Origin of the sequence: Rhodohalobacter barkolensis, from assembly GCF_002834295.1 — a bacterium.
Taxonomy (GTDB): domain Bacteria; phylum Bacteroidota; class Rhodothermia; order Balneolales; family Balneolaceae; genus Rhodohalobacter; species Rhodohalobacter barkolensis.
In genome coordinates, this window is record NZ_PISP01000006.1 from 158,088 (window position 1) to 184,767 (window position 26,680).

Genomic DNA, 26,680 nt, shown 5'->3' on the forward strand with positions numbered 1-26,680 from the left:
AACATTTCTAAAGTCTGAACTCCATAAAAAAAGCCTCGATCTGAATTATCAAATCGAGGCTTTTTTAAAATTTTCTTTTGAAGAAATTTACTCTTCTATATCCAGATCTTCCTGTTCAGGCACTGCTGACTGAGTTTGAGATGGTGCAGAAAATTCGGATGGATCAACATTTTCCATCGCAGATTGCTGAATGGTGCTTTGTCCACTGCCGCCACGATCAATCGCAAAGTTAGCCAATACACTCAAAGCTAAAAAGAGTGCTGCTAAAATGGATGTTGTTTTTGAAAGCAGATCAGCTGTTCTTCGCGCACCCATAGATGCACCACCTGCCATTCCGGCTGCAAGGCCGCCGGATAAACCTTCTTTCTGTCCGGGTTGAAGCAAAATAACTACAATTAACAGAAAGCAGATCAGAGTAATAATTGAAACAATAATTCCGTATAACATACTGTATAAATCTTTTCTTTAATTCAGAGAACTCTAAAGATATAACTAATTGTACTTTTAAAAAAGGTATTTATTAAATAACGTACAGCCCGATATTTATTGCAAAAATTAGTACCATTCTTTTGATATGGATAATGAAATTCAAACCAGTTTAACTGACTTTTTCCGCCAGATTCCATCAAACTTCAGTCATGTGATTGAGTCTGTTGTAATCATTATTGTTCTCATTCTTGTCCATATCATTATTAAACGCATCGTAAGGCGCCAAACAGATGATGAAGCAATTCGGTATAAGTGGCGCAAGAATTTAGCGTATATCCTCAGTTTTTTCGGATTTATTATTATCGGAAGAATTTGGTTTGAGGGAGTTGGGTCGCTGGCCACATTTTTAGGGCTGCTCTCAGCCGGCTTAGCTATTGCACTGCGCGACCCCGTAACCGACATGGCCGGCTGGGTATTTTTAATATGGAGAAAACCGTTTCAGGTTGGCGATCGAATTCAGATCGGAGATACCAAGGGTGACGTCATCGATATTCGGTTCTTTAAGTTCAGCCTCCTCGAAATCGGGAACTGGGTAAGTGCAGATCAAAGTACCGGAAGAGTCATTCATATGCCCAATCATTTTATTTTAAGAGAATCCATTTTCAACTCTACCAGCGATTTCGATTTCCTATGGAATGAAATCCCTATTGTTGTCACATTCGAAAGTGATTGGAAACGTGCCAAAGAGATTTTAACTGATATCGTCCAGAACCATATGGAAGATTATGTTTTGGATGCTGAAGAGCAGGTCCGGCGTGCCACAAAATCATATCTGATCCGATATAAAAATTTAACCCCAATTGTCTATACAGAAGTAGTGGATATCGGGGTAAAACTTACCATTCGCCACCTTTCTCACGCGCGTAAGCGCCGGGGAATCAACCAAACTATTTGGGAAGATATTTTGGATCGATTTGATCAGGAAGACAGCATCGATTTTGCATATAGCACACTTCGTATCTATCAAAATCAAATTGAGGGCAAATCCGGTTTAATGCCGGACAGTTAGGTAAAAAATTCTTACCGTTTATTTTGGTATGGGCTGAACCAGTTTCTCGTTGTTGTTGGAAGGATCGTTCACCTTCTCACTCACCCGCAGAACAGAAAGATCCGTTAACAGAAACAAGCTTTTTGCTTCATCAATCAGCTCTGAAACATCACTTTCACTTTTGTCATCAAGCCACTTCCCGGATAGATTTTGATCCAGTAAAAGCGGCATTGTCTCCGACATTGGGTTTATCAATACATTTGAAGGCTGCGTTACCATTTTAAAAAATCCATTTTTCTCATCAAACAAGCCGGCAACAGCCATTAGCGGTTCATTTAACATTCGAACAAAGAATGGACTTCCCTTCTCTTTATCATCCTTCCAAACATAAAAACCACTCAGTGGCACAACGCATTTTATCATACCGGTGCTGGAAAGATCATCTACGGCTTCTTTTGCTCGAACCGTTGTATCCTGAGCGGCTTCACCTCCCCAACGAACCCTCTCTATTGTCAACTCACCGTCTTTTCTGAACACAATGGGAATATGCTGTCCCGGAGATAGGTTATAATGAGGCTGAAAAATATTATCCCTGTTCGATTCTAAGTTGAAATAGTTTTCGACAGATTCTTTACCGGCAAAAAAGGCGACACGTTTAGCCATAATTTATTTTTAACTTTTGTATTGTTTGCTAACAAGATTCTATTTTCATAAAACAGATTACTTAATGATAAGCGTTCAATAGTGAAAATTCTCTTTTATAATTCATACGAAAATCGTCTACGGTCATTTTGGAGAATTTTAGTAGTTACCGCCATTTTACTTGCCATACTGGCCTCCGTAGGATATTGGGGCTTGGGCGGTTACAGTTTTACCATTGTGCTCGCATTAGCTATGATCGGAATTTTGTGGTTAGGTTCCCAAAAATTAGATCAGCGGCCACTCTCTGAATACGGCTTTGAGTATTCTGTTGCTTGGGTAAGAGATTTCGTTGCCGGTAATCTTCTTGCTGCTTTGGCAATGGGAGGTATCGTACTCATACATCTGGGTATGGACTGGGTTGATATCTCATTAGGTCAGTTCAAAAACCCCGGTTATGAATTCTATTATGGAATGGCAATAAGCTTGTTCTTTATGGCAGCCGTAAGTTTTTGGGAAGAAACCTACTTCAGAAGCTATCTGATTCGAAATCTTCAGGAGGGTCTTCATTTCACTAAAAGCGGGAAAACGTTTGCTGTAATTGGAGCAGTTATTTTATCATCTGTGTTTTTTGGACTTACTCATCTTGGAAATCCTAATGCCTCGTGGATTTCAACTTTAAATATATCAATTGCTGGAATGGTGTTCGCATATCCTTATATTATAACAAAGAGTATAGCTATTCCGCTTGGAATGCATCTGTCCTGGAATTATTTTCAGGGCGCGGTTTTTGGATTACCGGTCAGCGGCAACCAATTTGAACATATGCTTATGGTTGCAGAAGCAACCGGTCCTGAAAGCTTTACCGGAGGAAGCTTCGGGCCCGAGGCTGGAGCTGCAGGACTTTTAGGGCTGATGATTTTGCTGACGCTGAATGAAATCTATATAACCGTATTTTATAATAATTAAATAAATGGCTGCCGGTACTATTCAGGGCTGAGCCATATACCGGATAAATGATGCCGGTGTTTTATAATTGAAATATTGACTAAATAAGTGAGGTTACAACGTTGTCGTTTAATCAATTTCGACTAAGTTCCGATATTTTGAAGGGGTTGAAAGATGTTAAAATTGAAAGCCCCTCACCACTACAAAAGAAAATATTTAAAGCTGTACAAGAAGGATCCGATCTCGTAATAAATACTTCAACAGACGATAAACCGGAAGTGGGTTATCTGATTAATCTGTTGAATGATATTGCAAAAACTGATCGACGTCAGGGTACCAAAGGCATAATTTTAGCACCAGACAGTGAGCGCGCCAAATTCTTGGACGAGTGGATCTGGGCTATTGGATATCATGCATCGATAGAGAGTGCATGCATTACATCTGATGGAAATCCAAAGGAGCAGTTAAATGCACTATCTGCAGGACCGGTAGTTGTAGTAGCTACCCCTGAGGAGTTGTCAGGACTGCTGGAAGACGGAAAAATTGTATTTCGTGAGGTACAGCAGTTAATCGTTGATCAGGCTGAAAAGGTCCAGAATTGGAATGCTGTTGAAACAGTTTCTACTCGCATCATTAGCAAATGTCAGCGCATCTTTACTGCAGCTAAGGATAGCAAAGATCTGCGAGAGGCTGAGGATAAGCTTCTCACCGAACCGCAATTGGTAACGCTCTCCAAAAAATCACCACCCGCTGATAAACCTAAAGAGGAGAAAAAGCCTGAGATTACCAAAGATCTGACTCAGTATTACATCAACGTGCCGCCAAGATCTAAAATCTCGACCTTGATGGCCCATCTGGATAACAACAAGAGTGATACCGTTGTTATTTTTACGGCTTCGCGAAGAACTGCTGATCGACTCTATAAAATTTTAAGAAAGAGCAATCGCCGGGCTGTCAGCATCCACGATCAACTGGCTAAAGATACGTTTGAAGAACGTTTTAACCGGTTTACTTCGGGTGATGTCCAGCATCTCATCATTGGTGACATGACTGCGAAAGATTTGCCTTTGGAGCATGCTACTCAGGTTATTAATTATGATGTACCAGAAGAAGTTGAAGAGTATAAACTGAGGGCAGAGCTTGTCGGTGACGGCAAAGCGACCCGAATCCTCTCTTTGGTTTCTAAACAAGACAGAGGAGATATTCAGGTAATTTGTAAATCACTGGGTTATGCCCCTGAAGAGGTTCCACTTCCGAAGAGTGTTAAGGATAAAATTTCCTCAAACAAAAAAGGGAAGCGCAACGGAAGCAAGCGTGACAAATCTAAGAATCAAAAAAGTGGAAAAGGCAAAAAGCGTGGCTCAAAAAGACAGGAGAGCAAAAAACAACATGGGCTGCCGCGACCAACTTTTGATCAACTTGAAGGTGGACGAACCGGCAAAAAGAAAGAGGAGAAAGGGCTTGTTGGCTTTTTCAAAAAGCTCTTCTCTTAACAGATAGTTTCAAACAACTAAAGGTGATCAGATTAATTTTTGACCACCTTTTTTATTCGTCAAACATATCTTCAAAAGCTTTCTTACTATCCGGAGCCGGTGTTGTAAACAGACTCACTATCCATGTGGCCAACATTGAAGAGATAAATCCCGGAATCAGTTCATACATCAAATCTTTTAAACCTGGCGTTAAATACCAAGCGACAGTCACCAGTGTTCCGGTAATCAAACCGGCAAAAATTCCGGCCCTGGTAGTTCCTTTCCAATAGAGAGCCAGGATTGAAGTTGGTCCTATGGCTGCACCCAAACCCGCCCAGGCAAATAACACCAGCCAAAAAACCAGGTCTTCGGCGTAGAAACCAAAAATCAACGCCAGTACAACAATTGCAAACACTACTATTCTGCTATATAGCACCAACTTAGCTTGTGGAACTTCCACACCTTTTTTGATTATCTTTTCATATAGATCACGAACCACGCTGGAAGCGGCTACAAGTAGCTGAGAGTCGGCTGTAGACATTATTGCAGCAAATATTGATGCAAGAACAACCCCAAAAAGTATAGGGTGCAGATGAAGCTGAGCCAGCATTGGAAATAGATTCTCTGTATCTGAGGCAGGGAGCATCTCTACTTCAGGAAAATAGACCCTGCCCGCTAATCCAACAAAAACAGCACCCCATGCCATAAATACATTCCACGTGGTACCCACTACAGCTACATATTTAAACTGCTTAGGGTCATCAATAGACATATATCGGGCAAGTATATGCGGGTTTCCCGGCGAACCCAGTCCAATTCCCAGAAACCCGATTGCAGCACCTACTGATATCGCAAATGGATCAACATAGATTGCGTCCATCGAAAGTAGAGTATTGATCATTTCGGTGAGGCCGCCAAAATTAAGGATTGCTACTACGGGCAACATCACTAAAGAGAGTATCATGAAAATAGCCTGAAACATATCGGTAAGGCTCACAGCCAAAAATCCACCAACAATTGTATATACAAGAACAATGAATGCCGTAAGTAAAATACCTGAACCGGTATCTATTCCGAAGCCTGAGGCAAATGCTTTTCCGCCCGCAACGAACTGAGATGAAATATATCCGATCATAAAAATCAAAAAGATCGCAACGATTGTCATGCGAAGTTTTCCATCATGATCATTGAACCTCTCCGCAAAAAAGTCCGGAATGGTTATACAATTTCTTTTTTCGGTAAAATTCCGGAGTCGGCGACCGTAATAGAGAAAAAGAAAAATTTCGACAACAATATACCCAAGCACAGCCCATATAGCTGATGGACCTCGCGCATAAGCCATACCTGTCACGCCCAAAAGAAGCCAGGCACTACGCCCTGAAACTACCGCTGACAAAGCAACCACAAACCTGTTCATTTTCCGGCCACCGATAAAATATTCGGAAATGCCCCGAGAAGAGAAGCGGGAAGCATAAATTCCAACTCCCACTATCAGCACCAAATAACCGATAAATGCAATGACTGCACTCGAATCCAGTGAAACAGAAATAATCTGTGTTTCATCCATTTTTTCGGGGGTTTTGTGCTGCTAGATAGAGCGTGAAAAGAATTGTCAATACCGGCAAAACAAACATAATCAGATAGAAAGAGATCATTGCAGTGTCGTTTGATTTACGGTTCCATTCAGTTAAGAACTATTTTTTTGAAAGAAGTGCAACTTTATTATTTGAGGTGCGTAGTGGAAAAAAGATGATGTTTTGGTTAATGACAGAAAAACGACTGTCTCTAAATAAAGAAAACCCGACACTGTGATAAGTGTCGGGTTTATTTTTTTTGATCAAGGAAAAATTCCCATTCCTTTATACATAAAACCTACTTTATTTATTGCACTGATAAACGCTGCCGTTCTCAAGTCAACATTATGCTGCTTGCGCAGTTCATTTATTTCGTTGTAGGCGTTAACCATTGTCTCTTCCAGGCCTGAGTCCACAAGCTCGCGTTCTCCTCCACCTTGAGCCAATACGGCAAGTTCGTCTTCAGTGAACTTTCTGTCCGAAATGGTTTCAATTACGGATAGAATTTTTTTGTAACTGTTCTCTTCGAATCGCTTACCCATCCGGCCAAATCGAACGTGCTGAATATTTTTCAGCCACTCAAAATAGGATACCGTTACACCACCCGCATTCAGGTAGTTATCCGGGATAATTAAAGCACCGCGTTCTTTAATGATTTCATGAGCTTTATCTGTAGTCGGACCGTTCGCAGCTTCACCGATAATTTTTGCCTTAATTTTTGGGGCATTCATTTCAGTAAGCTGGTTCTCCAATGCCGCGGGAATCAAAATGTCGCACTCTTCTTCAAGAACAGCATTATTGGATTTCATGGCACTTGCTTTGTCGTATCCTGAGATACCACCATTATTCTCCTTTTTATAAGCCATAAGGTCCTCGAGATCTATACCCCTATCGTTATAAATGGACCCGTCAAATTCTGCAACCCCGATCATTTTTGCACCGGCTTCAATCATGTACATCGCGGTATGATACCCCACGTTACCCAATCCCTGTACTATAAATGTTTTACCTTCAATCCCCTTTTCGAGACCAAGCTCCTTCATGTCTTCTTTGCTGTCACATGCCTCTTTAATACCAAAATATACACCCCGGCCTGTCGCTTCAGTGCGTCCGCGAATTCCGCCTTGACCCACAGGTTTTCCGGTTACGCACCCTTCTGCGTTGATGTCATTGCTTAATTGGCGATAGGTATCAAAAATCCAACCCATTTCACGCGCTCCTGATCCCATATCCGGTGCCGGAACATCATTGCCGGGCCCAATAAAACTCTTTTTATAAAGCTCAAAGGTATATCGGCGGGTAATTCTTTCAAGCTCTGTTACTGAATATTTTTTTGGATCAATTTTTATACCGCCTTTTGCGCCACCAAACGGCACATCTACAACCGCACATTTATAAGTCATTAAAGCTGCCAGTGCCATGGTTTCATCTTCGTTAACCATGGTGCTGTAACGAATACCACCTTTCGTTGGCATTTTATGGTGGCTGTGCTCTACACGATATCCATCAATAACTTTAATTGAACCATCGTCCATCTCTACAGGAAATTGAATATGAAGCACGTCGTTACACGCTTTCATCTGACTCAGTAATCCCTGTTCAATTTTAGTGTAAGCAGCCGCCCGGTCGAAGGCTTTGTTTACCTGATCGTAAAATTTGTATTCACTCATTATTTATAATCGTATTGTTATGGTAGTTTAAATTTAACCTTTTTGAATTGTCGCAAATAAGCTCTTCACTTCCAAATTATAGGGAGCTTTTAACTTACAGGTTCCGTTCAAAGATAATCTTCCATTCACCCGGTGTAAAGTTAAGATCTACAAGAGCTATAGATTGTATGTGCAATTTTTCAAGATCGGGACACATCTCCTTGATCTGTTTTAAGTTTATTTCGCACTGATCCAATGTGCTGTATAGCAGAGAAAGATGAAAGCCCTCTCTTTTGGCAAACTTTCCGCCTAAGATTCTGTCGACTTTTTTGGAGTATTGTTCTATCAAAAACCGGTCATCAAGAGGAATGGTCACTTTTTGAAAAGGAGACGACCCAATTACCGGTTCCCCCATCACTGCCTTTGAGGGCTTTAGTTCGTCTGCCAGCGTTTCCATAGTCTCAACTATAGATTTCTGATTCTGCTTTGGAAATCTGGAAAGAGTAATGTGAGGAGTAAAAGACGGACTATCATAAATGTCCGCAAGGCGGGAGATTAAATCAGAGTAGAGAGTAGAGTGCTCAGGCCCGGGGAGCAACCAAATAACCAGACCTGAGGTTTTAGGAAATTGCAATGAATCGATCTCAGAAACTTAATCAAGCTTTAGCGTCAATCCTGTTTTCAGGATGAAAACTGAATACATTCACCAAAAACAGAAATGCGATTGAACCAATTGCTGCATAAACCAGGGGAGCAAATAACCCGATAGCAATCACAGACAGACCAATTATCAAAGAACCGATCACGCCGCCGATAACATTTCCAATCATACCAATACCACGCTTAATCATAACCAGATCCATGATATAGCCGATCATAAGACCTATTGAAATTAACCAGTAAATTGTAGCTCCGTTTAACTCTTCCATTCAATCAATGCTTATATTTGTATTACCTTTCAGTGGCACATAAGGTAATAAATTCTGATTTTTTTCCCCATAGCAGATGCATAAAAGTTTAACTTCAAAAAATGATTCCCCTGTCCGCAAAATCATCCATGTGGACATGGACGCATTTTATGCATCTGTTGAACAGAGAGACCATCCGGAGTATCGAAATAAACCTTTGGTTGTTGGTGGATCTCCTCAGGGACGGGGAGTTGTGGCCGCTGCAAGCTACGAAGCCCGTAAATTTGGAATTCATTCCGCAATGCCCGCCTCAAGAGCCGTCAAGCTCTGCCCGAATGCCATTTTTGTAAAACCCAGATTTGATGTTTACAGAGAGGTTTCTCAACAAATACGGGAGATCTTTTTCGACTACACCGATTTGGTTGAACCACTCTCCCTGGATGAAGCGTATCTTGATGTAACCGAAAATTTTAAAAATAATCCTTCAGCTACCCTGATTGCACGCGAAATCAAAAAAAGAGTGAAAGCAGAAACAGGGCTCACAGCCTCCGCCGGTGTCGCTTCAAACAAGTTTTTGGCAAAGATCGCCTCTGACCTGGATAAACCTGACGGACTGAGCGTGATCACTCCTGAAGAGGCCAAGGAGTTTATTGAAAAACTACCGATCGGTGACTTTTACGGCGTTGGGAAAGCAACTCAAAAAAAGATGACTTCGTACGGAATCAAGACCGGTGCAGACCTTAAGAAGTGGGATGAAGTGGACCTCGTAAAACAGTTTGGGAAATCGGGGCATCACTACTACCGCATTGCACGCGGAATAGATAACCGTCAGGTAAAACCAAATCGTATTCGCAAGTCGATCGGAAAAGAGCGAACGTTTTCTGATGACATATCTGACTTGGAGTGGATCGGAAATTTTCTGGAAGAACTATCCGTTAAAATTTCAGATTCGATGAAGAAGCTCGATGCTACGGGCAAAACCATTACATTAAAAGCACGCTACAAAAATTTTGAAACCGTAACCCGAAGCAGCACCTTGCATCACTTTACAAATGATCCGGATGAGATCGCAAAAATAGCTAAGATGTTACTTAAAGAGACAGAAACCGGTGCGCGTGAAGTTCGACTGCTCGGCATCTCCGTATCCTCCCTCAACCTCACGGAAGGCGGAGTTATCGGTGAGCAACTCGAAATACCTTTTCGGGAGGTTTTGTAGATGGATCCGATCTCTCAAGGCCTGGTCGGTGCAACGGCCGCTCAATCCGGAGCCGATAAAGAGAAACTCAGGCCCGCTGCTTTTGCCGGAGCTGTTTCTGCCATGATTGCTGACCTGGACTACTATATTCACATCCCATCCGATCCGCTATTTAATATCGAAATTCACAGACAGTTTAGTCACTCTTTGATTTTTATTCCCGTAGGTGCCCTCATCGCTTCCCTTCTTCTTTGGTGGTTTTTAAAAAAGCATCTCAGTTTTAAAGAGCTCTATTTGTATTCCATTTTAGGATATGCCACGGCCGGACTCCTCGACACCTTTACCAGTTACGGAACTCAGCTACTCTGGCCTTTTCTCGAGACGCGTTTTGCCTGGAATTTAATTTCAGTAGTCGATCCGATCGTCACTGTCGGTTTGATACTTTTTGTCGGATTAGCCCTTCAGAAGAAAGAGAAAAAGTACGTTTGGCTCGCAGGTGGCTGGCTCATCTTTTTTCTACTGTTTGGATGGATTCAACACCAGCGAGCGGAATCAGCCGCAAAAAATCTCGCTGAAAGCCGCGGACATACCATCGAAATGATGGTGGTTAAACCTACAATTGCGAATCAAAGGGTTTGGAGAGTTAACTATATCTCAAACGACACAATCTATACAGACGCCATTCGAACCGGCCTGATTTCCGGAATTGATATTTACGAGGGAGAATCTGCACCGCGAATAATAATCGAAGAGGAGTTTTCTACATTTGAAGGTACCGTTATGTATAGGGATCTTCTGCGATTTAAAAACCTATCCGAAAATTTCCTGATTCGCCACCCCGAACAACCGGATGTTATTGGCGATGCGCGCTATTCAATGCTGCCAACACAACTCATACCGCTTTGGGGAGTCGAAGCAGACACCACTCAAACCGACAATCATCTGCCGTTTCTCTATTTCCGCGATGCCAGTGATGAGGTTCGGGAGAGCTTTATGAATATGTTGTTGGGGAAGCATTTGTAACTTTTAAATCGTTGAATTTGGCAATCGATCCTTCCCCTCATTTTTAAGGAGGGGATTGAGGGGAGGTTAAAAATAGGTCCATAAAATAATTTTAGCTTTATGAACACCTCTTTGGGGGCCACAACCACCCCCGGCCCCTCCTTGCCAAGGAGGGGAGTTTTTTTATTCCTTTTATAAAAAATAACACCGTCCCTAAAACTATTTGCGGGTTTGCCTCGTCTTTACACTAAACAGGAACAGAAACCGGATTCGGGGTTTTGGAAAAACAGCATGATTCATATGTAGCAGAGTTTGTGCAGAACGGGCATGACAAGTCTTTTCAGATTATTGCTGAACATTGGTATCCGGCGATTTACCGGTTTGCCTACAGCTATTTTGGAAACAGAGATGATGCATCCGAAATCGCTCAAAAAACCCTGATAAAAGTGTATCAAAACATTCGGTCGCTCAAGGAGGTCGGCTCATTCAAATCCTGGATCTACCGGATTGCCAATAATCTCTGCCTGGATGAATTGAAACGTGCCGGCAGAAGAAAGTCCGAATCATTGAGTCTTATTCCGAAAGAGTTAAAACTCTCGGAATTAACGCCGGTCACTGAAATTGAATCAAAAGAGTTGAACAGTCTGATTCATCAAGCATTGAATCGGCTGCCGGAAGAAGTTCGTGCCGTTGTCATCTTAAAACAGTTTGAAGAGATGACCTTCAGTGAAATTGGTGATACTCTCCAAATTCCCGAGGGTACGGCCAAAACAAGAATGTATAAAGGATTGGACCTGCTCGGTTCAATTTTAAAACAATGGAATATTGAAACCGACTATCTGAATTATGATTGACGAAAAATCACAACAAAAACTGATGGACTATCTCTTTGATGAGATGAATTCTGATGAAAGGAAAGAATTTGAACAAAAGATTCAAAACAGTGAAGAGCTCCGGAACAAACTGAATGAACTGAAAGCTACTCAGTCTGTCATTGGAAATTACTCACCGGAGGAACCTCAACAACCCGGCATCATTTTTCAGGATCATTCCAGAAAAACAGAACCATCCGGAAAATCCCGGTGGGTCCAAACTGCCGGCTGGGCTGCCGCAGCGGCTTTATTGATTACAATTTTCATCGGCCTGTTCAGTTCAGTACAGTTTGGGCAAACGGAACAGGGATACTATCTAACCTTAGGAAACCCACCGCTTGAGGTTGAACAGGAAGGAATTTCTGAGGAAGAATTAAATGAAATTATTGCACAGATAAGGACGGAAAACTCACTCATGATGAACTCGATGATGGAGCAGATGCAGCAAGATCAAAATGCTCAGTTTAACGAGTCGCTGACCGCTTTGGCCGATTATTATGAAGAGCGGCGGAACAGGGATCTGATGCTTTTCACAGAAGGACTGCTGCAACTCGAAGAGTCGACCGCCAATCAGATTGATCAGACCAACCGGGCATTAAACGGAATTATCTACGCGCTGAGTAACGAATAACGAAAATTAAATCTAATGTCATGAAAATATTTAAATTTATTGTATATACACTTATATACCTGTTACTCTCTTTTATTTCAGTTCAGGCTCAGGATGAAGCTTTAGACCGAGAAATGAGGATTGCAGAGAGTATTCTGGGTGAAATATTTACAGAAGTCCCACAGCCACCGATTCCATTCTTATTTGCACGTAACGGGCATGTCTCTTCGGAATACCTACCGGGTTACGGTGTTCATTTGAGCGTGGGTGAAAATTTATCATCCAGATCCATCAGCGTTTCGGGATCTGTGCGCATAGAGCGTAAGAATAACAGCGACGAAAGTGAAACCGTAGAGAGCCATTCAACAAGTGAAGCAGTTGAGGAGAAAGTAATGGAGTATATCACTCAGTACGCTTCAACGATCCAGAGTTTACCGGAAGATGAAGTACTGAGAATCTCTTACGGACTAAAGAGAACTTCTGATGCCACCATCGCAGTCATCACCGGTCTGCAGGAGTATACTCACGACATTCCAAAATTGAGTTTTGTAGTTAAATCTGAAGACTTAAAACAACATCGCGAGGGCAATCTTTCTGATCGTCAGCTTCTTGATCGGGTTGAAAAACAAGATCTCAAAGAATATTCGGACATCAGGGATTTAAATATTTTTGCCTCCGTTTTGGAAACATCCCTCAACAGTACCGAAACCGAACAGCTTCGGGTTAATCGAGTTCCATCTTACGAATATCTGCCGGGACTGGGTGTGCAATATTACATGACAATTTCCGGACAGTCATCCTTTAACTTTTCCGGCCTGTTTGATATGGCTCGCGAAATTGATTCACTCAATTTTGATGATGTTGATATAAATATTGATCTCGGAGACCTATCGAATGACAGCATAAGATCAAACACATTTGCATTTCGTATGCCGGATAGTTCATCGTTTGAATTTAATATGGACTCTCTCAGTTTCAACTCTGAAGAGTTCAGAAAACAGATGGAAGAAGTTCGGCAGAGAAGTGAAGAGATCCGGAAACGTGGTGAGGAGGTTAGAAGTGAAATAGAAATTCAGATGAACCAACAAAACGGTGCTGATCTTTCCGGGGATGTTGAAAAGATTAAAGCCGCTATTCTGGAAACAATTCAGGATTATGGCAGCACGTTGCGCACTTTGAAAAACGATGAGATGCTTTTGATTACCATTGACTGGCGCGGGCGAAATGAGAGCCTGCCCGAACAAACAAAAATCCGAATTTCGAAACAGGATGTATTGAACGGAAATGAGCCGCTTATGGAAGATCTCAGCCGCAGATGATGCGTGAGATGACCTCTCACAAAAAGAAAGCCTCGTTCGGATTACTCCGGACGAGGCTTTTTATTAGTACACCGGTCAGCCTGACCGGTTATCTCCGTCACTATACCCCGGCCTAGCCGGCCAGTATACTTTTTACCCGTTGCTTTTAATAATTAACAGACTAATATTTAGCTAGGGACTAAAGAGAGAATCAAATTAGATAGTCATGCCTTTTTACAAAAGAAATCTTCCGCATTGGCAAGAACCGGGAGCTGAATATTTTGTAACATTCCGGTTGGCGGGTTCTCTTCCAAAAAACGTGATACAACAACTGAAAAAATCAAGAGATACTTTCAAAAAGAACTTTTCTCATAAGACCGATTATCGATCAAAAACCCGTCAGCTTGAAGCCTCACTTTTTAAAAAATATGAGTCTATTTTAGACCGGCAAAGCACAGGGCCAGTATGGTTGAGCAACAAAAATATTGCTGACATAGTAAAAGAGGCTCTTCATTATCGTGACAATAATGAATATGATTTATATGCCTTTTGTATTATGAGTAATCATGTACACGTGGTCTTCAGAGAACTTTATTCGAATCAAGAAGATCAGAAGATTGAGGAGGCTTTTCCGGTGACAAAAATTCTGCAAGGCTTAAAATCTTATACAGGATTGATGGCTAATAGAGAGTTAAACAGAACCGGTTCTTTCTGGCATGAAGAAAGTTATGATCGGTTGATCCGAAATGCCAAGGAGCTTTACAATTCCATCCAATATACTCTCAATAACCCGGTAAAAATTAATTTGGTGAAAAATTGGCGCGACTGGCAATACAATTACTGTAAATCTGAGTTTGCAGAAGGGCTTTAGGAGAATACCCCGGACAAGCTGTCCGGGATACATGTTTCTTACCCATTCAGCGTATAATCGAGTGTGATCTCGCAGGCCAATACCTTAGAAACAGGACAGCCTTCTTTGGCACCCTTCGCTATTTCAGCGAATTTATCTTCAGATATTTCCGGTACTGAGGCATTCAGTATCAAATCGATTTTGGTAATCGCCCAGCCCTCATCTTCTTTATCCAGTGATAAATTTGCATCCACATTAATTTCATCAGCTGTAAAACCGGCTTTGCCCAATTCTACACTCAAAGCCATTGCAAAACATCCTGCATGGGCAGTAGCAATCATCTCTTCGGGGTTTGTACCTTTTTTGCCATCTTCATTTTCAAATCTCAATTTTACGGAGTAGGGCTGCTCATCAAATGCACCGCTTTGTGTAGTTAACAATCCTGACCCTTCTAATCCTGATCCTTTCCAAACTGCTTTTCCCGTTCTTTTCATAGTCGTCTTTTTTTATGGTTTGTTTTTATTCATTGATAGAAAAATAATAGCGAAAAAATCGTTCATAATTGACAGTGATCTAAATCCAAAAGTCTGAAATCAAATCATTTTAGAAGAATTTGATTTTCCATTACCGATTGATTTTACATGTGTTTAAGGCCTGCAAACTGCGTAATTGAATAAATAAAATCTGGATGAACAGTAACTTTTGATAGGCTGAATTCGTAGAGCGGAGTAAATCGAAAACAATTTGGCGCAGTATTATGGCAAAACGAAAAACAAAAAAACGAATCTGGATTGCACTCGCAATAGTCATCATTTTTGGCGGAGGGTCTTTTTTCTATTTGAACGGACAATCGTCCGGTAATGAGATTGAAGAGGAACCGCACGTTATTGCAGAAATTGGAACCGTTGTTGAAAAAGCACTGGCTGTCGGCACCATCGAGCCGGACAATGAAATTGAGGTCAAATCAAAAATCTCCGGTGTTGTAAATCGAATTTATGCCGAACCGGGTGATTTTGTACGCGAGGGTGAACCGCTGATTGAGGTACGACCCGATCCGACACCTCTGGAACTCGCCGAAGCTAAGAGAAGTCTGGAGAGAACTGAAATAGAAAAAGAGAATCTATCCAAAGAGCTGGAAAGAATGGAAACACTTCTTGCCAGAAATTTAGTCTCTCAACAGGAATACGATCGAATTGCTCAGCAGTTTGATGATGTAGAGGTTCGGGAACAGATCAACAAAGAACGGCTGGAACTGTTGGAAAGCGGACGGATTATGATGGGTGAAACGCTCATTGAGTCTGTAATCCGGGCGCCGATTGACGGCTACATTCTCGAAAAAATGGTGGATGTAGGTGAACCGGTTGTTCCGCTTACATCTTATCAGGCCGGAACTGCATTGATGAGTATTGCAGGAATGGAGCAGCTTCTCTTTAAGGGAACCGTAGACGAAATTGATGTCGGTAAAATGGAAGAAGGTATGACCGCAGAAATCAAGATCGGTGCGCTGCCCGGGCAAGTGGTCATTGGAGAAGTTTCCCGAATCTCTTTAAAGGCGAAGCAGCAGGATAATGCCACCGTATTCCCGATCGAAATTCGAATCGTCGATACGCAGGGTTCTGTTCTGAGAGCCGGATATTCGGCTAATGCTGACATCATCATTGAACGCGTAGAGAATATTATAACGATTCCTGAGCGGGTAGTCGTAATGCGGGAAGGAAAATCATTTGTAGAAGTTCCCGGTGACCAGCCCGGAAGCCGAGTTGAAAAAGAAATCGAGCTTGGTTTAAGTGATGCCATTACGGTTGCCGTTCTGGATGGAATGGAAGAGGGCGAAAAGATTCTTGAACGACCTACAAAAACTTTATCTGTTCGATAGGAATCGGCTAAAAAAACCAAATTTCGCTACTTCAAATTTCACTTTAAATATCCCTCATGACTCTTTTAAACCATATCGCCGAACTTTTTCGAAATCTCAATCAACAGAGATTGAGAAGTTTTCTTACCATTTTCGGCATCATGTGGGGTACTGCCACGCTGATTCTGCTTCTGGCTTTCGGGATGGGTTTTCGTGACCAAACCGTACTTAATATGCGTGGCATGGGCGATCAGCTGGCCATTATGTTTCCGGGACAAACCACGAAAGCATTTGAAGGTTATGGCATTGGCCGGCCCATTCGCTACCGGGAGTCGGATGCACAGCTTCTTCAGGATCAGATTGCGGACATCAATATTGCTACTCCGGAATATATGAGTGGAATTGAAATTTCGAATGGAGACAGACGCAGAAACTCCCAGGTTGGCGGTGTCTATCCGGTTTATCAGGATCTGCGCAACGTTTTTGAAGAGCCCGGAGGCCGCTGGCTCAATGAGAATGACATCAAAGATCGAAGACGAGTCATTTTTCTGGGGAATCGCTTGGCTGAAAACCTTTTTGAAGATGAAGACCCGGTTGGAAAACAGGTTTTTGTCCGCGACACTCCGTTTACGGTAATAGGAGTTCTGCAGGATAAAATTCAAAATTCATCCTATTCCCAGCGCGATATGGACCGATCATTTATACCCGCCACAACTTTTTCAGCCATGATGGGTACAGATCTGATTAACAATATTCTGTATGTACCCAAAGATCCTTCATTGGCAAAACAGGTTCAGGATCAGGTGTATGAAGTAATGGGCCGTAAACACCGCTTTGATCCGTCAGACCGGGATGCACTCGGAATCTGGGATACCAACGAATTCTGGGATTTTATAAATGTTCTCTTTTTGGGAATCAACGGATTCCTGGGACTCATCGGATTTTTCACCCTAGCCGTGGGTGGTATCGGCGTGGCAAACATTATGTTTGTAGTGGTTCAGGAGCGGATGAAGGAGATTGGTATTCGAAGATCCGTTGGTGCTAAACGACATCATATCATGGGTCAATTTTTTGTGGAAACCTTTATGATCATTGGGATGGGTGCAGCAGCCGGGTACGGAATTGGCTGGCTGTTGGTTGAAGCAACACAAAACATCCCAATCAAAGAGTTTGTCGGCGCTCCCTACTTCTCACCTGAGGTTGGCCTTATTGCCTTCGCCGTGCTTGGGTTTGTAGGTTTTGCTGCAGGTATGCTTCCGGCCTGGCGCGCTTCCCGCCTTGATATTGTTGAATGTTTAAGGAGATAAAACCATGTGGATTTCACTTTTCAGAGAATTTTTCGCCGATTTAGGAAAACAGAAACTTCGATCCTTTTTGACGATTGTTGCCATCGCTTGGGGAACACTATCTGTTGTACTTTTATTGGCGTTTGGCCGCGGTTTGGGCAACAGTCTTTCAGAAGGACTGCTGGGTGCCGGCAATCAGGTTATTGTGATATACGGTGGCCAGACCAGCATGAATTATGAGGGCCTTGGAATTGGACGATCGATACGATTTACAGAAGATGATGTTGACCAGATTAACCAGGCCGTGCCGGGTATTGCATTCTCGAGTCCGCAATACGGCCGATGGGGCGCCCGGCTGCAGTATGGCGAGGAGATTACAAATACTTTTATGGAAGGTGTAAATCCCGATTTTGAAATTATGCGAACTATGTATCCGGCCGGTGGCGGACGATTCATTAACGAACGTGATGTGGATGAACAGCGGCGGGTACTTTTTCTTGGAGATGAGATCGCCACCCAACTATTTAAGGATGAAGATCCGATCGGCAAACAAGTTAAACTGGACAATATGCCATTTACCGTAGTTGGCGTGATGAAACCCAAAATGCAAACATCGATGAATAACGGTCCGGATGCCAACCGAGCCATCATTCCCTACACAACATTCAGAAATGTATATGGGAACCGAAATGTAGGATCTATTTTGGTACGCCCCGAAGATCCATCTCTTCAGGAATCGATTAAAACAGGTGTCGTTTCACTGCTGTCGTCCAAATATAAATTTGATCCGGCCGATGAACAGGCGATCCCCATGTGGGATTTTATCGAGCAGGAGGAGATGAATCAAAAAGTGGCCACCGGAATGGAGATTTTTCTCTTTACCGTTGGGTTTTTTACGCTGATGATTGCCGGAGTGGGCGTTGCAAATATCATGTTTGTGGTTGTGAAAGAGCGTACCAAAGAGATTGGAATCAAACTTGCGGTGGGTGCACGGAAAGTTCACATTATCATCCAATTTATATTTGAATCACTTTTCATCTCGTTTCTGGGAGGCAGTATTGGCTTGGCTATCTCATCAGCCATCGTTTTTGGAGTTTTAGCTTTGGATATGACCACCGGTGCCGGTGAATTTCTCGGAAAACCTCAGATCTCAGAAATGGCTGTAATCGTTACCGTTGGTGTACTTGCCATTATCGGCCTGCTTGCCGGAATTTTCCCCGCCCTGAAAGCCTCTAAAGTTGATCCGGTAGAATCACTTCGGTATGAGTAGGTTTTAACATTGGCTTAACATAAAATTGATGATTTGGTTATATCTTTGACCTGTCGTAAAATAAATAAGCCGTTATAAAATCCGTTATTTGATTCTCATGCAATCAGTTATGAAGCACATTGCAGCTTTAGCACTATTTTTGTGTCTGCCATTCTCAATAAACGCACAATCCGCCCTAAACGACTTTGGGTTTAGCGGACAATTCTTCTTTTCCTACGAACACTCCTTCGAAGAGAGTGACGTTAACAGCGAATTTCTACTGAAACGAGGCTATATCACATTTCGGCGGGATATTTCTGAGCGCGTTGGTGTTCGCTTTACACAAGATGTGTCTGTAGACAGGGCCGGAGACGGTGAGGGAAACATTGAACTTCGTCTGAAATATGCCTTGGTGCACGTAAATATGAACGACACCCGGCTGATCAAAAATTCAAGCATCGAGTTTGGTGTGGTAAGCCGGCCGTGGATCGATTTTGAGCAGAGTATTAACGATTACCGTAGCCAGCGATCAATGTTTTTGGATGACAACAATATTTATAGCTCTGCAGATTACGGGATCACTTACGCGGGGCAACTCGGTGATGATCTCCCTGAAGATTCTCAAACCGGATTAACGTCAGATGGCGGACGTTACGGGAGTTTCAGTATCGGGATATACAACGGTGGGGGATATGCCGCACTTGAAAAAAATAACAACAAAATGCTTGAAGGGCGCCTCTCCCTCAGGCCACTACCTGACCAGATGCCCGGTTTTCAGGCCAGTATATTGGGCGCTTATGGAAAAGGAAATATCCCCGAAAGCCCGGACTTTGAAAACGCAGGACTCGCATTTTCGTATGAGTCGGAAAAATGGGCATCCATTCTGCAGGGATTTACCGGGAAAGGTGACGGTGCAGGTCAACTCGTCAATCTGAACAATGAATCTTTCAGGCTGAAAGGGTGGAGTATGTTTAACGAGTTTAAACCGTTTGAACAACCTGTCAGTCTCACATTACGTTATGATGAACTGATCAATACGGATCTGGATCGCTGGCACTCACGGCGATTTGTTAGCGGAATCGTCTACATTTTTTCAAATCGCTCAAAAATAATGTTCGATTATAACCGTGCCTGGGATCATCTGGATGCCGATACCCACGCCTATGATATCATCGAAGTGGTCACTGAAATCAGGTTTTAAAAAACCCATTCGCATCCGGTGATTTGAAGTTGTCTTTCAGACAAATGTGTTATTATTCAAAAAGCGACGAACTTAAGTACCGGTCTCCCCGGTCGCAGGTGATACAGACTATTACACCTTCATCCAGAGTCTCAGCAATTTTCAGTGCTGCAGTCAATGCACCACCACTGCTCATTCCTGCAAAAACTCCTTCTTCCTTCGCCATACGCCGTGCCATCTCAGTTGCCTCCTTCTGGCTTACATCCACGATTTGATCTACCCGCTCGGCTTCGAAAATTTTAGGCAGATATTCTGGCGACCATCGGCGAATTCCGGGAATAGAGGAACCTTCGGTGGGCTGAGTCCCCACAATTTGTACATCCGGGTTTTGAGATTTCAGATATCTTGATACCCCCATGATGGTTCCGGTGGTTCCCATGGCGGAAACAAAGTGAGTGATCTTCCCATCTGTATCACGCCAGATTTCAGGCCCGGTGGTCTTTTCATGCATTATATAATTATCAGGATTGGCAAACTGATTCAGCTGAAAAAATCCATGCTCTTCGGCCATCTCCTCAGCAAGCTGACGGGAGTACTCAATCGTCTTTTCAGCCGGTGTGAGTATCACCTCAGCACCATACGCCTTCATCGACTTCACGCGCTCCTCTGTGGCATTCTCCGGCATCAGGAGTTTTATTTCCAACCCCTTCATCGCAGCAATCATCGCTAGGGCAATTCCGGTGTTTCCGCTTGTTGCTTCCACAAGAGTATCTCCCGGCTTGATGTCGCCCCGCTCCAAAGCTCCGTTGATCATCCCCAATGCCGCACGATCTTTCACACTCCCGCCGGGATTTTGTCCCTCAAGCTTACAGTAGATCTTTACATCCTTATTTACAGGAATCTGTTCCAGCTCAATCAACGGCGTATTGCCAATCAGTTCTTCGAGTTTCATAGATAGAATGTTTTTTGCTAATCTTTGACCTGACAGCGTTTGCAAAACCTGTCAGTGTCTTGCTTTTATTTTCATCATTTTTTTGTCAACGCTGACAGATCCAGTAGGTGCTGTCAGGTTTATTAAATTCCAATCTGACAGCGTAACGACGGCTGTCGGTTCCTGTAAGCGTCCAATGCTTTTTCTTCACAACACTGACCTATCCAGTGGGTGCTGTCAGGTTTATTTAATTCCGACCTGGCAGCGTGCAAAGCACCTGCAAGCGTCCAATGCTTTTTCTTTAAAACGCTGTCAGATTGTTTCCGGCCATGAATGACCGGCTCGTATATTCAGCCTAAAGAGGGCTGACTTTTTTTGATCTGATACAACTTTGAACCCGTGATTGGGTTCAATATACGAGCGTGGGATTTATCCCTCGAAAAAGTTCAATCAAATATTGCTTTTCCATCCAAACGCTGACAGATCCGGTTGGTGCTGTCAGGTTTTATCACTTAAACGTTATCGTATCCGTTTTACCTTCAGTGTTCGTCATCTTCGCCTGGTAGTAAATTTTTGAGTTTGCCGGCACACTTTTGGTCAGCCAAACATTACCGCCAATAATGCTGTTCTCGCCGATCACCGTTTCACCGCCCAAAATAGTTGCCCCGGCATAGAGCACCACATTATCTTTTATAGTAGGGTGACGTTTTTTCTTGGCATCTTCCTTCTTCACACTCAATCCACCTAGTGTCACCCCTTGGTAGATTTTTACTTTTGAACCGATAATTGTCGTTTCGCCAATCACAATTCCGGTGCCGTGATCAATACAGAAGTAGTCGCCAATCTCTGCTCCCGGGTGAATATCGATACCTGTTTGGCGGTGAGCATGCTCCGAAATAATGCGAGGGATTAAATTAACACCAAGCTTTAGCAAAAGGTGAGCGATTCTGTGTGCCGCAACAGCATAAAATCCGGGATACGTTCTAATTACCTCTCCACGAGTCTTTGCGGCGGGATCACCCATATAGATCGCCTCAATATCCAGCAACAGTTTGGATCGGGTTACCGGCAACGCTTCAAAAACATCCTTCTCCAAATCCTTCACCCCGCTCTTAACGCACTCCTTATTGTGATCAAAGATGGTCCTCAGTCTCTTTTTCAGTTCATCAAGTCGTTGAGTGATTTCATCGGCATCTTCAAACCGATCCATGGCAAATTCAGGAAACAGAACCCCAAGAAGCTCATCAAAAAACTGGATCACCATTTCCGGTGGCGGGCATTTGGAGGCCTCTTTGTGTGACTTTAAAAGCTCATCAATAAACTCTTTATCCATTCTCTATAATCTTGAATTAAATATCCTTTAGTAAACATATGAAATTCATTAACAACCTTTCTGCAGTTCTCGTTTGAGAATTCCATTGTCTGTTTTGTTAAAAATAATTCTGGGAAGCCTAATCAATTCATAATCTGAAAAATTTTATGTAGAATCGTGCAAGAGGTTCTCATTAAACTAAAATGTTCATACTCATGAAATCAAAAGTACTTTCCTCCATATATACATTACCGTTCCTCATTGGAATGATGATTTTCAGTTCTTTTTCCGATGGAATTGCACAGCAAAATTGGAACACCTCAACCGAAAAAGAGGAACGGCCTCTTTTTACAGAGCACTTTACTCCGCAGGAGTTTGCCGAACGCCGAAATGATGTTTACGAAGCCATTGGCAGTGATGCTTTTGCAATTGTCCAGGGAGCACCCATGCCGATGGGATTTCAGTTTTTTCGCCAGAATAATGAATTCTACTATCTCTCCGGCATTGAATCGCCCTATGCGTACATGATTCTGGATGGAAAGTCCGGTTCCGCAACGGTTTATCTGCAGGATCAAAATGAGCGAAGGGAGTACGGTGAGGGAAAAATGCTTTCCTATCAGGACGCTGAATTGGTGAAAGAGCTTTCCGGAATTGATGATGTGAAGCATATCACTGAATTAGAAGAGGATATTGAATGTTTAAACAGTGGCTCGAATTATTCATTTGTATATACACATTTAAGCCCTTATGAAAACTTAGGGGTGACTCGATCGATCGCAAACCGTACGTTAACAGACAGAGAAAGCGATCCATTTGATGAGCGCCCCGGACGACATCAGGAGTTTATCAATCATCTTGAAGAACTGACCGGAAATTTGGAAATGGAAAACCTGGACCCGATTACCGATGAGATGAGAAAGATCAAAAGTCCGGCAGAAATCGAGCTGATAACCATTTCAAGTGACCTGCAGGCGGAGGCCATTATGGAATCAATACGATCTACAGAAGTGGGTATCAAAGCGTATGAGATGGAAGCTATAGCCCGCTATATCTATTGGAAAAACGGTATTGAAGGAGAAGGGTACTATGCGCTGACTCACATCGGCCCGGACGCGTACATGAATCACTACCACGGCAGTGAACGACCGGGTCGCGATGGAGATATGATCCTGATGGATTACGGACCTGTTTACAACTACTACACAAGCGATATGGCAAGAATGTGGCCTGTTAACGGTACATTTAATCCTGTTCAGCGGGAGCTTTACGGTTTCTACTTAGAATGGTATGAGACGATTTTAAACAATATTGAGATCGGACTCACTCCTCAGGAAATAATGCAGAATGCACTGGCAGAGTTCGATTCTGTATTTGCTGAAATGGAATTTTCAAAAGAGCTTTACAGGCAGGCAGCTGAAGATTTTATCAACTCATATAGAGATAGGGCACAAAATCCGGGAATGGGCTTGGGGCATGGTGTTGGTCTTGCCGTGCACGATGTTGGTGACTACTCCACACCGGTTGAACCGGGAATGGTTTTTGTGATAGAACCACAGTTCAGGGTTCCGGAAGAAAATATTTATGTACGTCTGGAAGATATGATTGTCGTTACCGAGGAAGGTGTAGAGATCATAACCGATCATGTACCACGAGATATAGAAGGTATTGAAGCGTTGATGCGTGAGGAGGGAATGCTGCAGAAGTTTGATATAAAATTGGAATAACAGCGAAGCTGAACCGCAGAATATCGAATATTGAATATCGAATGATGAAGTTTAAAAACTTCTACATTCGGCGTTCATTATTCTGCGGTTCGATATTCTTTTCTCATTATTTCCCGATACAAAACCGCGAGAATATCGAATCGAGAACATGTTCATTCGTAATCTCCCCGGTAATCGCACCCAGCTCTTTGAGGGCGGAACGCAGATCGATGGAGAGAAAATCGCCGGTCATGCCCTGGTCGAGTGCCTGGATAGCTCGCTGCACGTTCTCCCGTGCTTTTTGCAGAGCGTCGCGATGGCGGGAGGAGGTGACCAACAGACTGGAGGTGTCGTAATCTTTGTTTTCAAGCGCCCGTTGCTTCATCAATTTCTTGAGGTCATCGATGTTCTGCTCTTCCAGCGCGGAGATTTTCAGATCATAATCGATTCTCTCTTCCTCTGAAGTGTCTTCCAGGTCAAGTTTTGTCCCAATCAGTAAAAATGGAGTTGCAGCAGCCCGTTTTTGAAATCCTGCTACCTCTTCACGTTCTTCCGGATCGAGCGGGAGTGAAAGATCTTTCAGGTAGACAACAAGGTCGGCCTGCTCAAATGCTTTTTGCGAACGTTTTACCCCTTCGGCTTCAATCACATCTTCTGTATCCCGAAGTCCGGCTGTGTCAATCAGCTTGAACAGGAGTCCTTCGTAGCTCCAGTCTGCATCAATCGTATCGCGTGTGGTGCCGGCAATTTCTGTTACAATAGCTCGCTCAGATCCAACCAGCGTATTCAGCAGAGTAGACTTCCCTGCATTCGGCCTCCCGATAAAAACGGTCTTCACTCCATCCTTCACCAACCGCCCGGTTTCGTAGGTATCGAGAAGCCGGGCAATCTCTTCGTTCACATCTGAGAGAAGTTTCCGAAGCTGCTCTTTATTGGCAAACTCCACATCCTCTTCTATAAAATCGAGCTCCAGTTCCACCATGGCCGTAGCGTCAATGATCTGCTGACGAAACTCCTTGATATGCTTGCCCAAGCGTCCTTCAAGCTGCTGATGTGCCGCATCCACCGCCTTGATGCTCTTGGCGTGAATCAGATCGGCTACAGCTTCGGCCTGATCCAGGTCCAGTTTGCCGTTCAGAAATGCCCGTTGGGTAAATTCGCCGGGCTCAGCGGAACGAACACCCTGTTCCAAAATGGTTTCCAGAACAGCCTGTGTTACCAGCACTCCGCCGTGGCATGAAACCTCAACCGTATCTTCGCCCGTGTACGATTTTGGAGATCGGAAGATTGTGGCCAAAACTTCATCCACAATCCGGCCATCCTTTTTGACGATCTTCCCAAAGTGAACCGTATGGGAATCTGCCTTAGTGAGATCCTTTCCTTTGAAGCAGTTCTGAACCTTCTCTAACGCTCCTCTACCGGAGACGCGGATCACGGCAATTCCACCTTCTCCCACGGGAGTTGCGATGGCGGCGATAGGTGATTGTTGGTTGATATCAGTCAAGTAGTTTTAAACCGTAAGAGTTATTCAAAATTTATTTGGGGAAAGTTATCGATCAATATCATCAATGTCTTCATTTGTTTTCAATGGAAATGGTTCAGCCTCGTGTACAATTTTCCAATTATCTTTCAGAAACCAGATCAGCCACCCAAAAGAACTCACAAAAAGGAGCACTCCGATCCAGATGTTTTCCAAATACGGATCAATTTTTTCCCAAGAGTCTACATTGAAGGATTCATCAAAAAAGATCAAAGGCATGACTGCTCCATTGTTGGCTGCGTGGACTAAGAAGGGAAGCAAGAGAGAGCGGGTTCTCAAATAGAGAATACTAAGCACCAATCCGAAAACAAAGGCTCCGATCACATCCATGTGCAATACTCCAAATAAAAAAGAGGAGAAAAAAACAGCACTTTTATACCCATATTTTGCACCGAATCTTTCAACCATAATACCTCTGAAAATAATTTCCTCAACAAGCGGAGCAAAAACGGCCACTACAAAAAAAATTAAGCCATATTGTAATAATGATGTATCAGGTCCAACATCAAACAGTTCCGCACTGTTTAGCCAATCAAAATACCATTCAGCTAACTCCGGACTGATTGTGTTAAACACTAATATGGTGACCCAAACCACTCCAAACGTCATGATAATTAAAGGCACAAAAAACCAGACTTGCCTCAGATCGGACAGCGCTCCATCAAAAATTGCGACACTGGAAAGGTCATATTTTTTTATGAAATACAGATAGATCAGAAAAGGGACAACGTATAAAACATAAAAGGTCAAAATTTCAGCATTGGTACCAGACAGTTTATTGTACCCAATCGCAATAAAAATTGAACTCAATAACAGAAACAGGAAGGTTACAATGGCTGCTTTTTTGATCCGAACTTTACTAAAACGCTCTCTTACATCTCTTTTTTGGTCTGATTTCATGGACATCATCATTATTTTCAGGTGACATAAAAACAATAGGTTAATTGTATAAAAATATCAAATTTACTCAGAAGGAGTCGCTACTTATTCATCCATTCGATATGCAGACAACCATCAATGTACCTCGGTTGATTGGAGTCTATTGTGTACTCTCACGTTTCTTATTGTAATTGATGTAAAACATTAGAAATTTGATGCATCTGAGAAATGATTTTACAATTTTTTTATTC

The 26,680-nt window shown here is 42.9% G+C and carries 25 protein-coding genes; 14 read left to right on the forward strand and 11 right to left on the reverse strand.

Annotated elements, in window-relative coordinates:
• Window positions 1–87: 87 nt before the first annotated feature.
• Window positions 88–447, reverse strand: a complete 360-nt coding sequence (secG, locus tag CWD77_RS14150) for a preprotein translocase subunit SecG (RefSeq protein ID WP_101074237.1) — start codon at window positions 445–447, stop codon at window positions 88–90.
• A gap of 127 nt (window positions 448–574) precedes the next feature.
• Here secG and CWD77_RS14155 point away from each other — a divergent pair, with 127 nt between their 5' ends.
• Window positions 575–1,498: a mechanosensitive ion channel family protein gene (locus CWD77_RS14155; protein ID WP_101074238.1), complete on the forward strand. Its 924-nt coding sequence runs from the start codon at window positions 575–577 to the stop codon at window positions 1,496–1,498.
• 18 nt (window positions 1,499–1,516) lie between these two features.
• Here CWD77_RS14155 and CWD77_RS14160 read toward each other — a convergent pair whose 3' ends face one another.
• A complete protein-coding gene (locus CWD77_RS14160) occupies window positions 1,517–2,140 on the reverse strand; it encodes an SOS response-associated peptidase family protein (RefSeq protein ID WP_101074239.1) in 624 nt (207 codons plus the stop codon).
• Between the two features lie 81 nt (window positions 2,141–2,221).
• On the opposite strand from CWD77_RS14160, the gene CWD77_RS14165 reads away from it, so the two are divergent.
• The gene (locus CWD77_RS14165) at window positions 2,222–3,085 is read left to right on the forward strand and encodes a CPBP family intramembrane glutamic endopeptidase (RefSeq protein WP_101074240.1); all 864 of its coding nucleotides are present in this window, start codon (window positions 2,222–2,224) and stop codon (window positions 3,083–3,085) included.
• Between the two features lie 101 nt (window positions 3,086–3,186).
• Entirely contained in the window at window positions 3,187–4,557 is a 1,371-nt protein-coding gene (locus CWD77_RS14170) for a helicase-related protein (protein ID WP_101074241.1), read from the forward strand.
• Window positions 4,558–4,609: 52 nt separating this feature from the next.
• Here CWD77_RS14170 and CWD77_RS14175 read toward each other — a convergent pair whose 3' ends face one another.
• The 4 genes from CWD77_RS14175 to CWD77_RS14190 form a co-directional block, all read right to left on the reverse strand.
• Complete coding sequence (locus CWD77_RS14175) at window positions 4,610–6,103, reverse strand: sodium/proline symporter (protein WP_101074242.1); 1,494 nt, start codon at window positions 6,101–6,103, stop codon at window positions 4,610–4,612.
• A 270-nt stretch (window positions 6,104–6,373) separates the two neighbouring features.
• The gene (locus CWD77_RS14180; protein ID WP_101074243.1) at window positions 6,374–7,780 is read right to left on the reverse strand and encodes a Glu/Leu/Phe/Val family dehydrogenase; all 1,407 of its coding nucleotides are present in this window, start codon (window positions 7,778–7,780) and stop codon (window positions 6,374–6,376) included.
• Window positions 7,781–7,874: 94 nt separating this feature from the next.
• Window positions 7,875–8,393 (reverse strand): hypothetical protein, encoded by a 519-nt coding sequence (locus tag CWD77_RS14185; RefSeq protein WP_101074244.1) that lies wholly within the window; start codon window positions 8,391–8,393, stop codon window positions 7,875–7,877.
• A gap of 22 nt (window positions 8,394–8,415) precedes the next feature.
• Window positions 8,416–8,688 (reverse strand): hypothetical protein, encoded by a 273-nt coding sequence (locus tag CWD77_RS14190; protein WP_101074245.1) that lies wholly within the window; start codon window positions 8,686–8,688, stop codon window positions 8,416–8,418.
• Window positions 8,689–8,764: 76 nt separating this feature from the next.
• On the opposite strand from CWD77_RS14190, the gene dinB reads away from it, so the two are divergent.
• The 6 genes from dinB to CWD77_RS14220 all read left to right on the forward strand — a co-directional run bounded on the left by dinB (window position 8,765) and on the right by CWD77_RS14220 (window position 14,515).
• The gene (gene dinB / locus CWD77_RS14195) at window positions 8,765–9,883 is read left to right on the forward strand and encodes a DNA polymerase IV (protein WP_101074247.1); all 1,119 of its coding nucleotides are present in this window, start codon (window positions 8,765–8,767) and stop codon (window positions 9,881–9,883) included.
• Window positions 9,884–10,885, forward strand: a complete 1,002-nt coding sequence (locus CWD77_RS14200) for a metal-dependent hydrolase (RefSeq protein ID WP_101074248.1) — start codon at window positions 9,884–9,886, stop codon at window positions 10,883–10,885.
• A gap of 257 nt (window positions 10,886–11,142) precedes the next feature.
• The gene (locus tag CWD77_RS14205; RefSeq protein WP_101074249.1) at window positions 11,143–11,718 is read left to right on the forward strand and encodes an RNA polymerase sigma factor; all 576 of its coding nucleotides are present in this window, start codon (window positions 11,143–11,145) and stop codon (window positions 11,716–11,718) included.
• Window positions 11,711–12,367, forward strand: coding sequence for an anti-sigma factor family protein (locus CWD77_RS14210; protein WP_101074251.1), 657 nt, complete (start codon window positions 11,711–11,713; stop codon window positions 12,365–12,367). The genes CWD77_RS14205 and CWD77_RS14210 overlap by 8 nt, the downstream gene beginning before the upstream one ends.
• 20 nt (window positions 12,368–12,387) lie before the next feature.
• Window positions 12,388–13,665: a hypothetical protein gene (locus tag CWD77_RS14215; protein WP_101074252.1), complete on the forward strand. Its 1,278-nt coding sequence runs from the start codon at window positions 12,388–12,390 to the stop codon at window positions 13,663–13,665.
• Window positions 13,666–13,870: 205 nt separating this feature from the next.
• Window positions 13,871–14,515 carry a transposase gene (locus CWD77_RS14220; RefSeq protein ID WP_101074254.1) on the forward strand — a complete coding sequence of 215 codons (645 nt, stop codon included), beginning with the start codon at window positions 13,871–13,873 and terminating at the stop codon, window positions 14,513–14,515.
• 38 nt (window positions 14,516–14,553) lie between these two features.
• On the opposite strand, the gene CWD77_RS14225 is transcribed toward CWD77_RS14220, so the two are convergent.
• Window positions 14,554–14,988 carry an OsmC family protein gene (locus tag CWD77_RS14225; protein WP_101074255.1) on the reverse strand — a complete coding sequence of 145 codons (435 nt, stop codon included), beginning with the start codon at window positions 14,986–14,988 and terminating at the stop codon, window positions 14,554–14,556.
• 263 nt (window positions 14,989–15,251) lie between these two features.
• Here CWD77_RS14225 and CWD77_RS14230 point away from each other — a divergent pair, with 263 nt between their 5' ends.
• The 4 genes from CWD77_RS14230 (at window position 15,252) to CWD77_RS14245 (ending at window position 20,085) form a co-directional block, all read left to right on the forward strand.
• Window positions 15,252–16,370: an efflux RND transporter periplasmic adaptor subunit gene (locus tag CWD77_RS14230; RefSeq protein ID WP_101074257.1), complete on the forward strand. Its 1,119-nt coding sequence runs from the start codon at window positions 15,252–15,254 to the stop codon at window positions 16,368–16,370.
• Between the two features lie 56 nt (window positions 16,371–16,426).
• Window positions 16,427–17,656, forward strand: a complete 1,230-nt coding sequence (locus CWD77_RS14235; protein WP_101074258.1) for an ABC transporter permease — start codon at window positions 16,427–16,429, stop codon at window positions 17,654–17,656.
• 4 nt (window positions 17,657–17,660) lie between these two features.
• Window positions 17,661–18,905, forward strand: a complete 1,245-nt coding sequence (locus CWD77_RS14240) for an ABC transporter permease (RefSeq protein WP_101074259.1) — start codon at window positions 17,661–17,663, stop codon at window positions 18,903–18,905.
• A 109-nt stretch (window positions 18,906–19,014) separates the two neighbouring features.
• Window positions 19,015–20,085 carry a hypothetical protein gene (locus CWD77_RS14245; protein ID WP_133120245.1) on the forward strand — a complete coding sequence of 357 codons (1,071 nt, stop codon included), beginning with the start codon at window positions 19,015–19,017 and terminating at the stop codon, window positions 20,083–20,085.
• A 52-nt stretch (window positions 20,086–20,137) separates the two neighbouring features.
• Here the strand turns inward: CWD77_RS14245 and cysM are convergent, their stop codons facing one another.
• Both cysM and epsC read right to left on the reverse strand, forming a co-directional pair.
• Window positions 20,138–21,016, reverse strand: coding sequence for a cysteine synthase CysM (gene cysM, locus CWD77_RS14250; RefSeq protein ID WP_101074262.1), 879 nt, complete (start codon window positions 21,014–21,016; stop codon window positions 20,138–20,140).
• 487 nt (window positions 21,017–21,503) lie between these two features.
• On the reverse strand, window positions 21,504–22,328 hold the full coding sequence (gene epsC / locus CWD77_RS14255) for a serine O-acetyltransferase EpsC (protein WP_101074264.1): 825 nt from the start codon (window positions 22,326–22,328) through the stop codon (window positions 21,504–21,506).
• Window positions 22,329–22,522: 194 nt separating this feature from the next.
• Here epsC and CWD77_RS14260 point away from each other — a divergent pair, with 194 nt between their 5' ends.
• Window positions 22,523–24,031 carry a M24 family metallopeptidase gene (locus CWD77_RS14260; RefSeq protein ID WP_165779160.1) on the forward strand — a complete coding sequence of 503 codons (1,509 nt, stop codon included), beginning with the start codon at window positions 22,523–22,525 and terminating at the stop codon, window positions 24,029–24,031.
• Between the two features lie 106 nt (window positions 24,032–24,137).
• On the opposite strand, the gene mnmE is transcribed toward CWD77_RS14260, so the two are convergent.
• Entirely contained in the window at window positions 24,138–25,505 is a 1,368-nt protein-coding gene (mnmE, locus tag CWD77_RS14265) for a tRNA uridine-5-carboxymethylaminomethyl(34) synthesis GTPase MnmE (protein ID WP_101074448.1), read from the reverse strand.
• 54 nt (window positions 25,506–25,559) lie between these two features.
• A complete protein-coding gene (locus CWD77_RS14270) occupies window positions 25,560–26,450 on the reverse strand; it encodes a CPBP family intramembrane glutamic endopeptidase (RefSeq protein WP_165779161.1) in 891 nt (296 codons plus the stop codon).
• Between the last annotated feature and the right edge of the window lie 230 nt (window positions 26,451–26,680).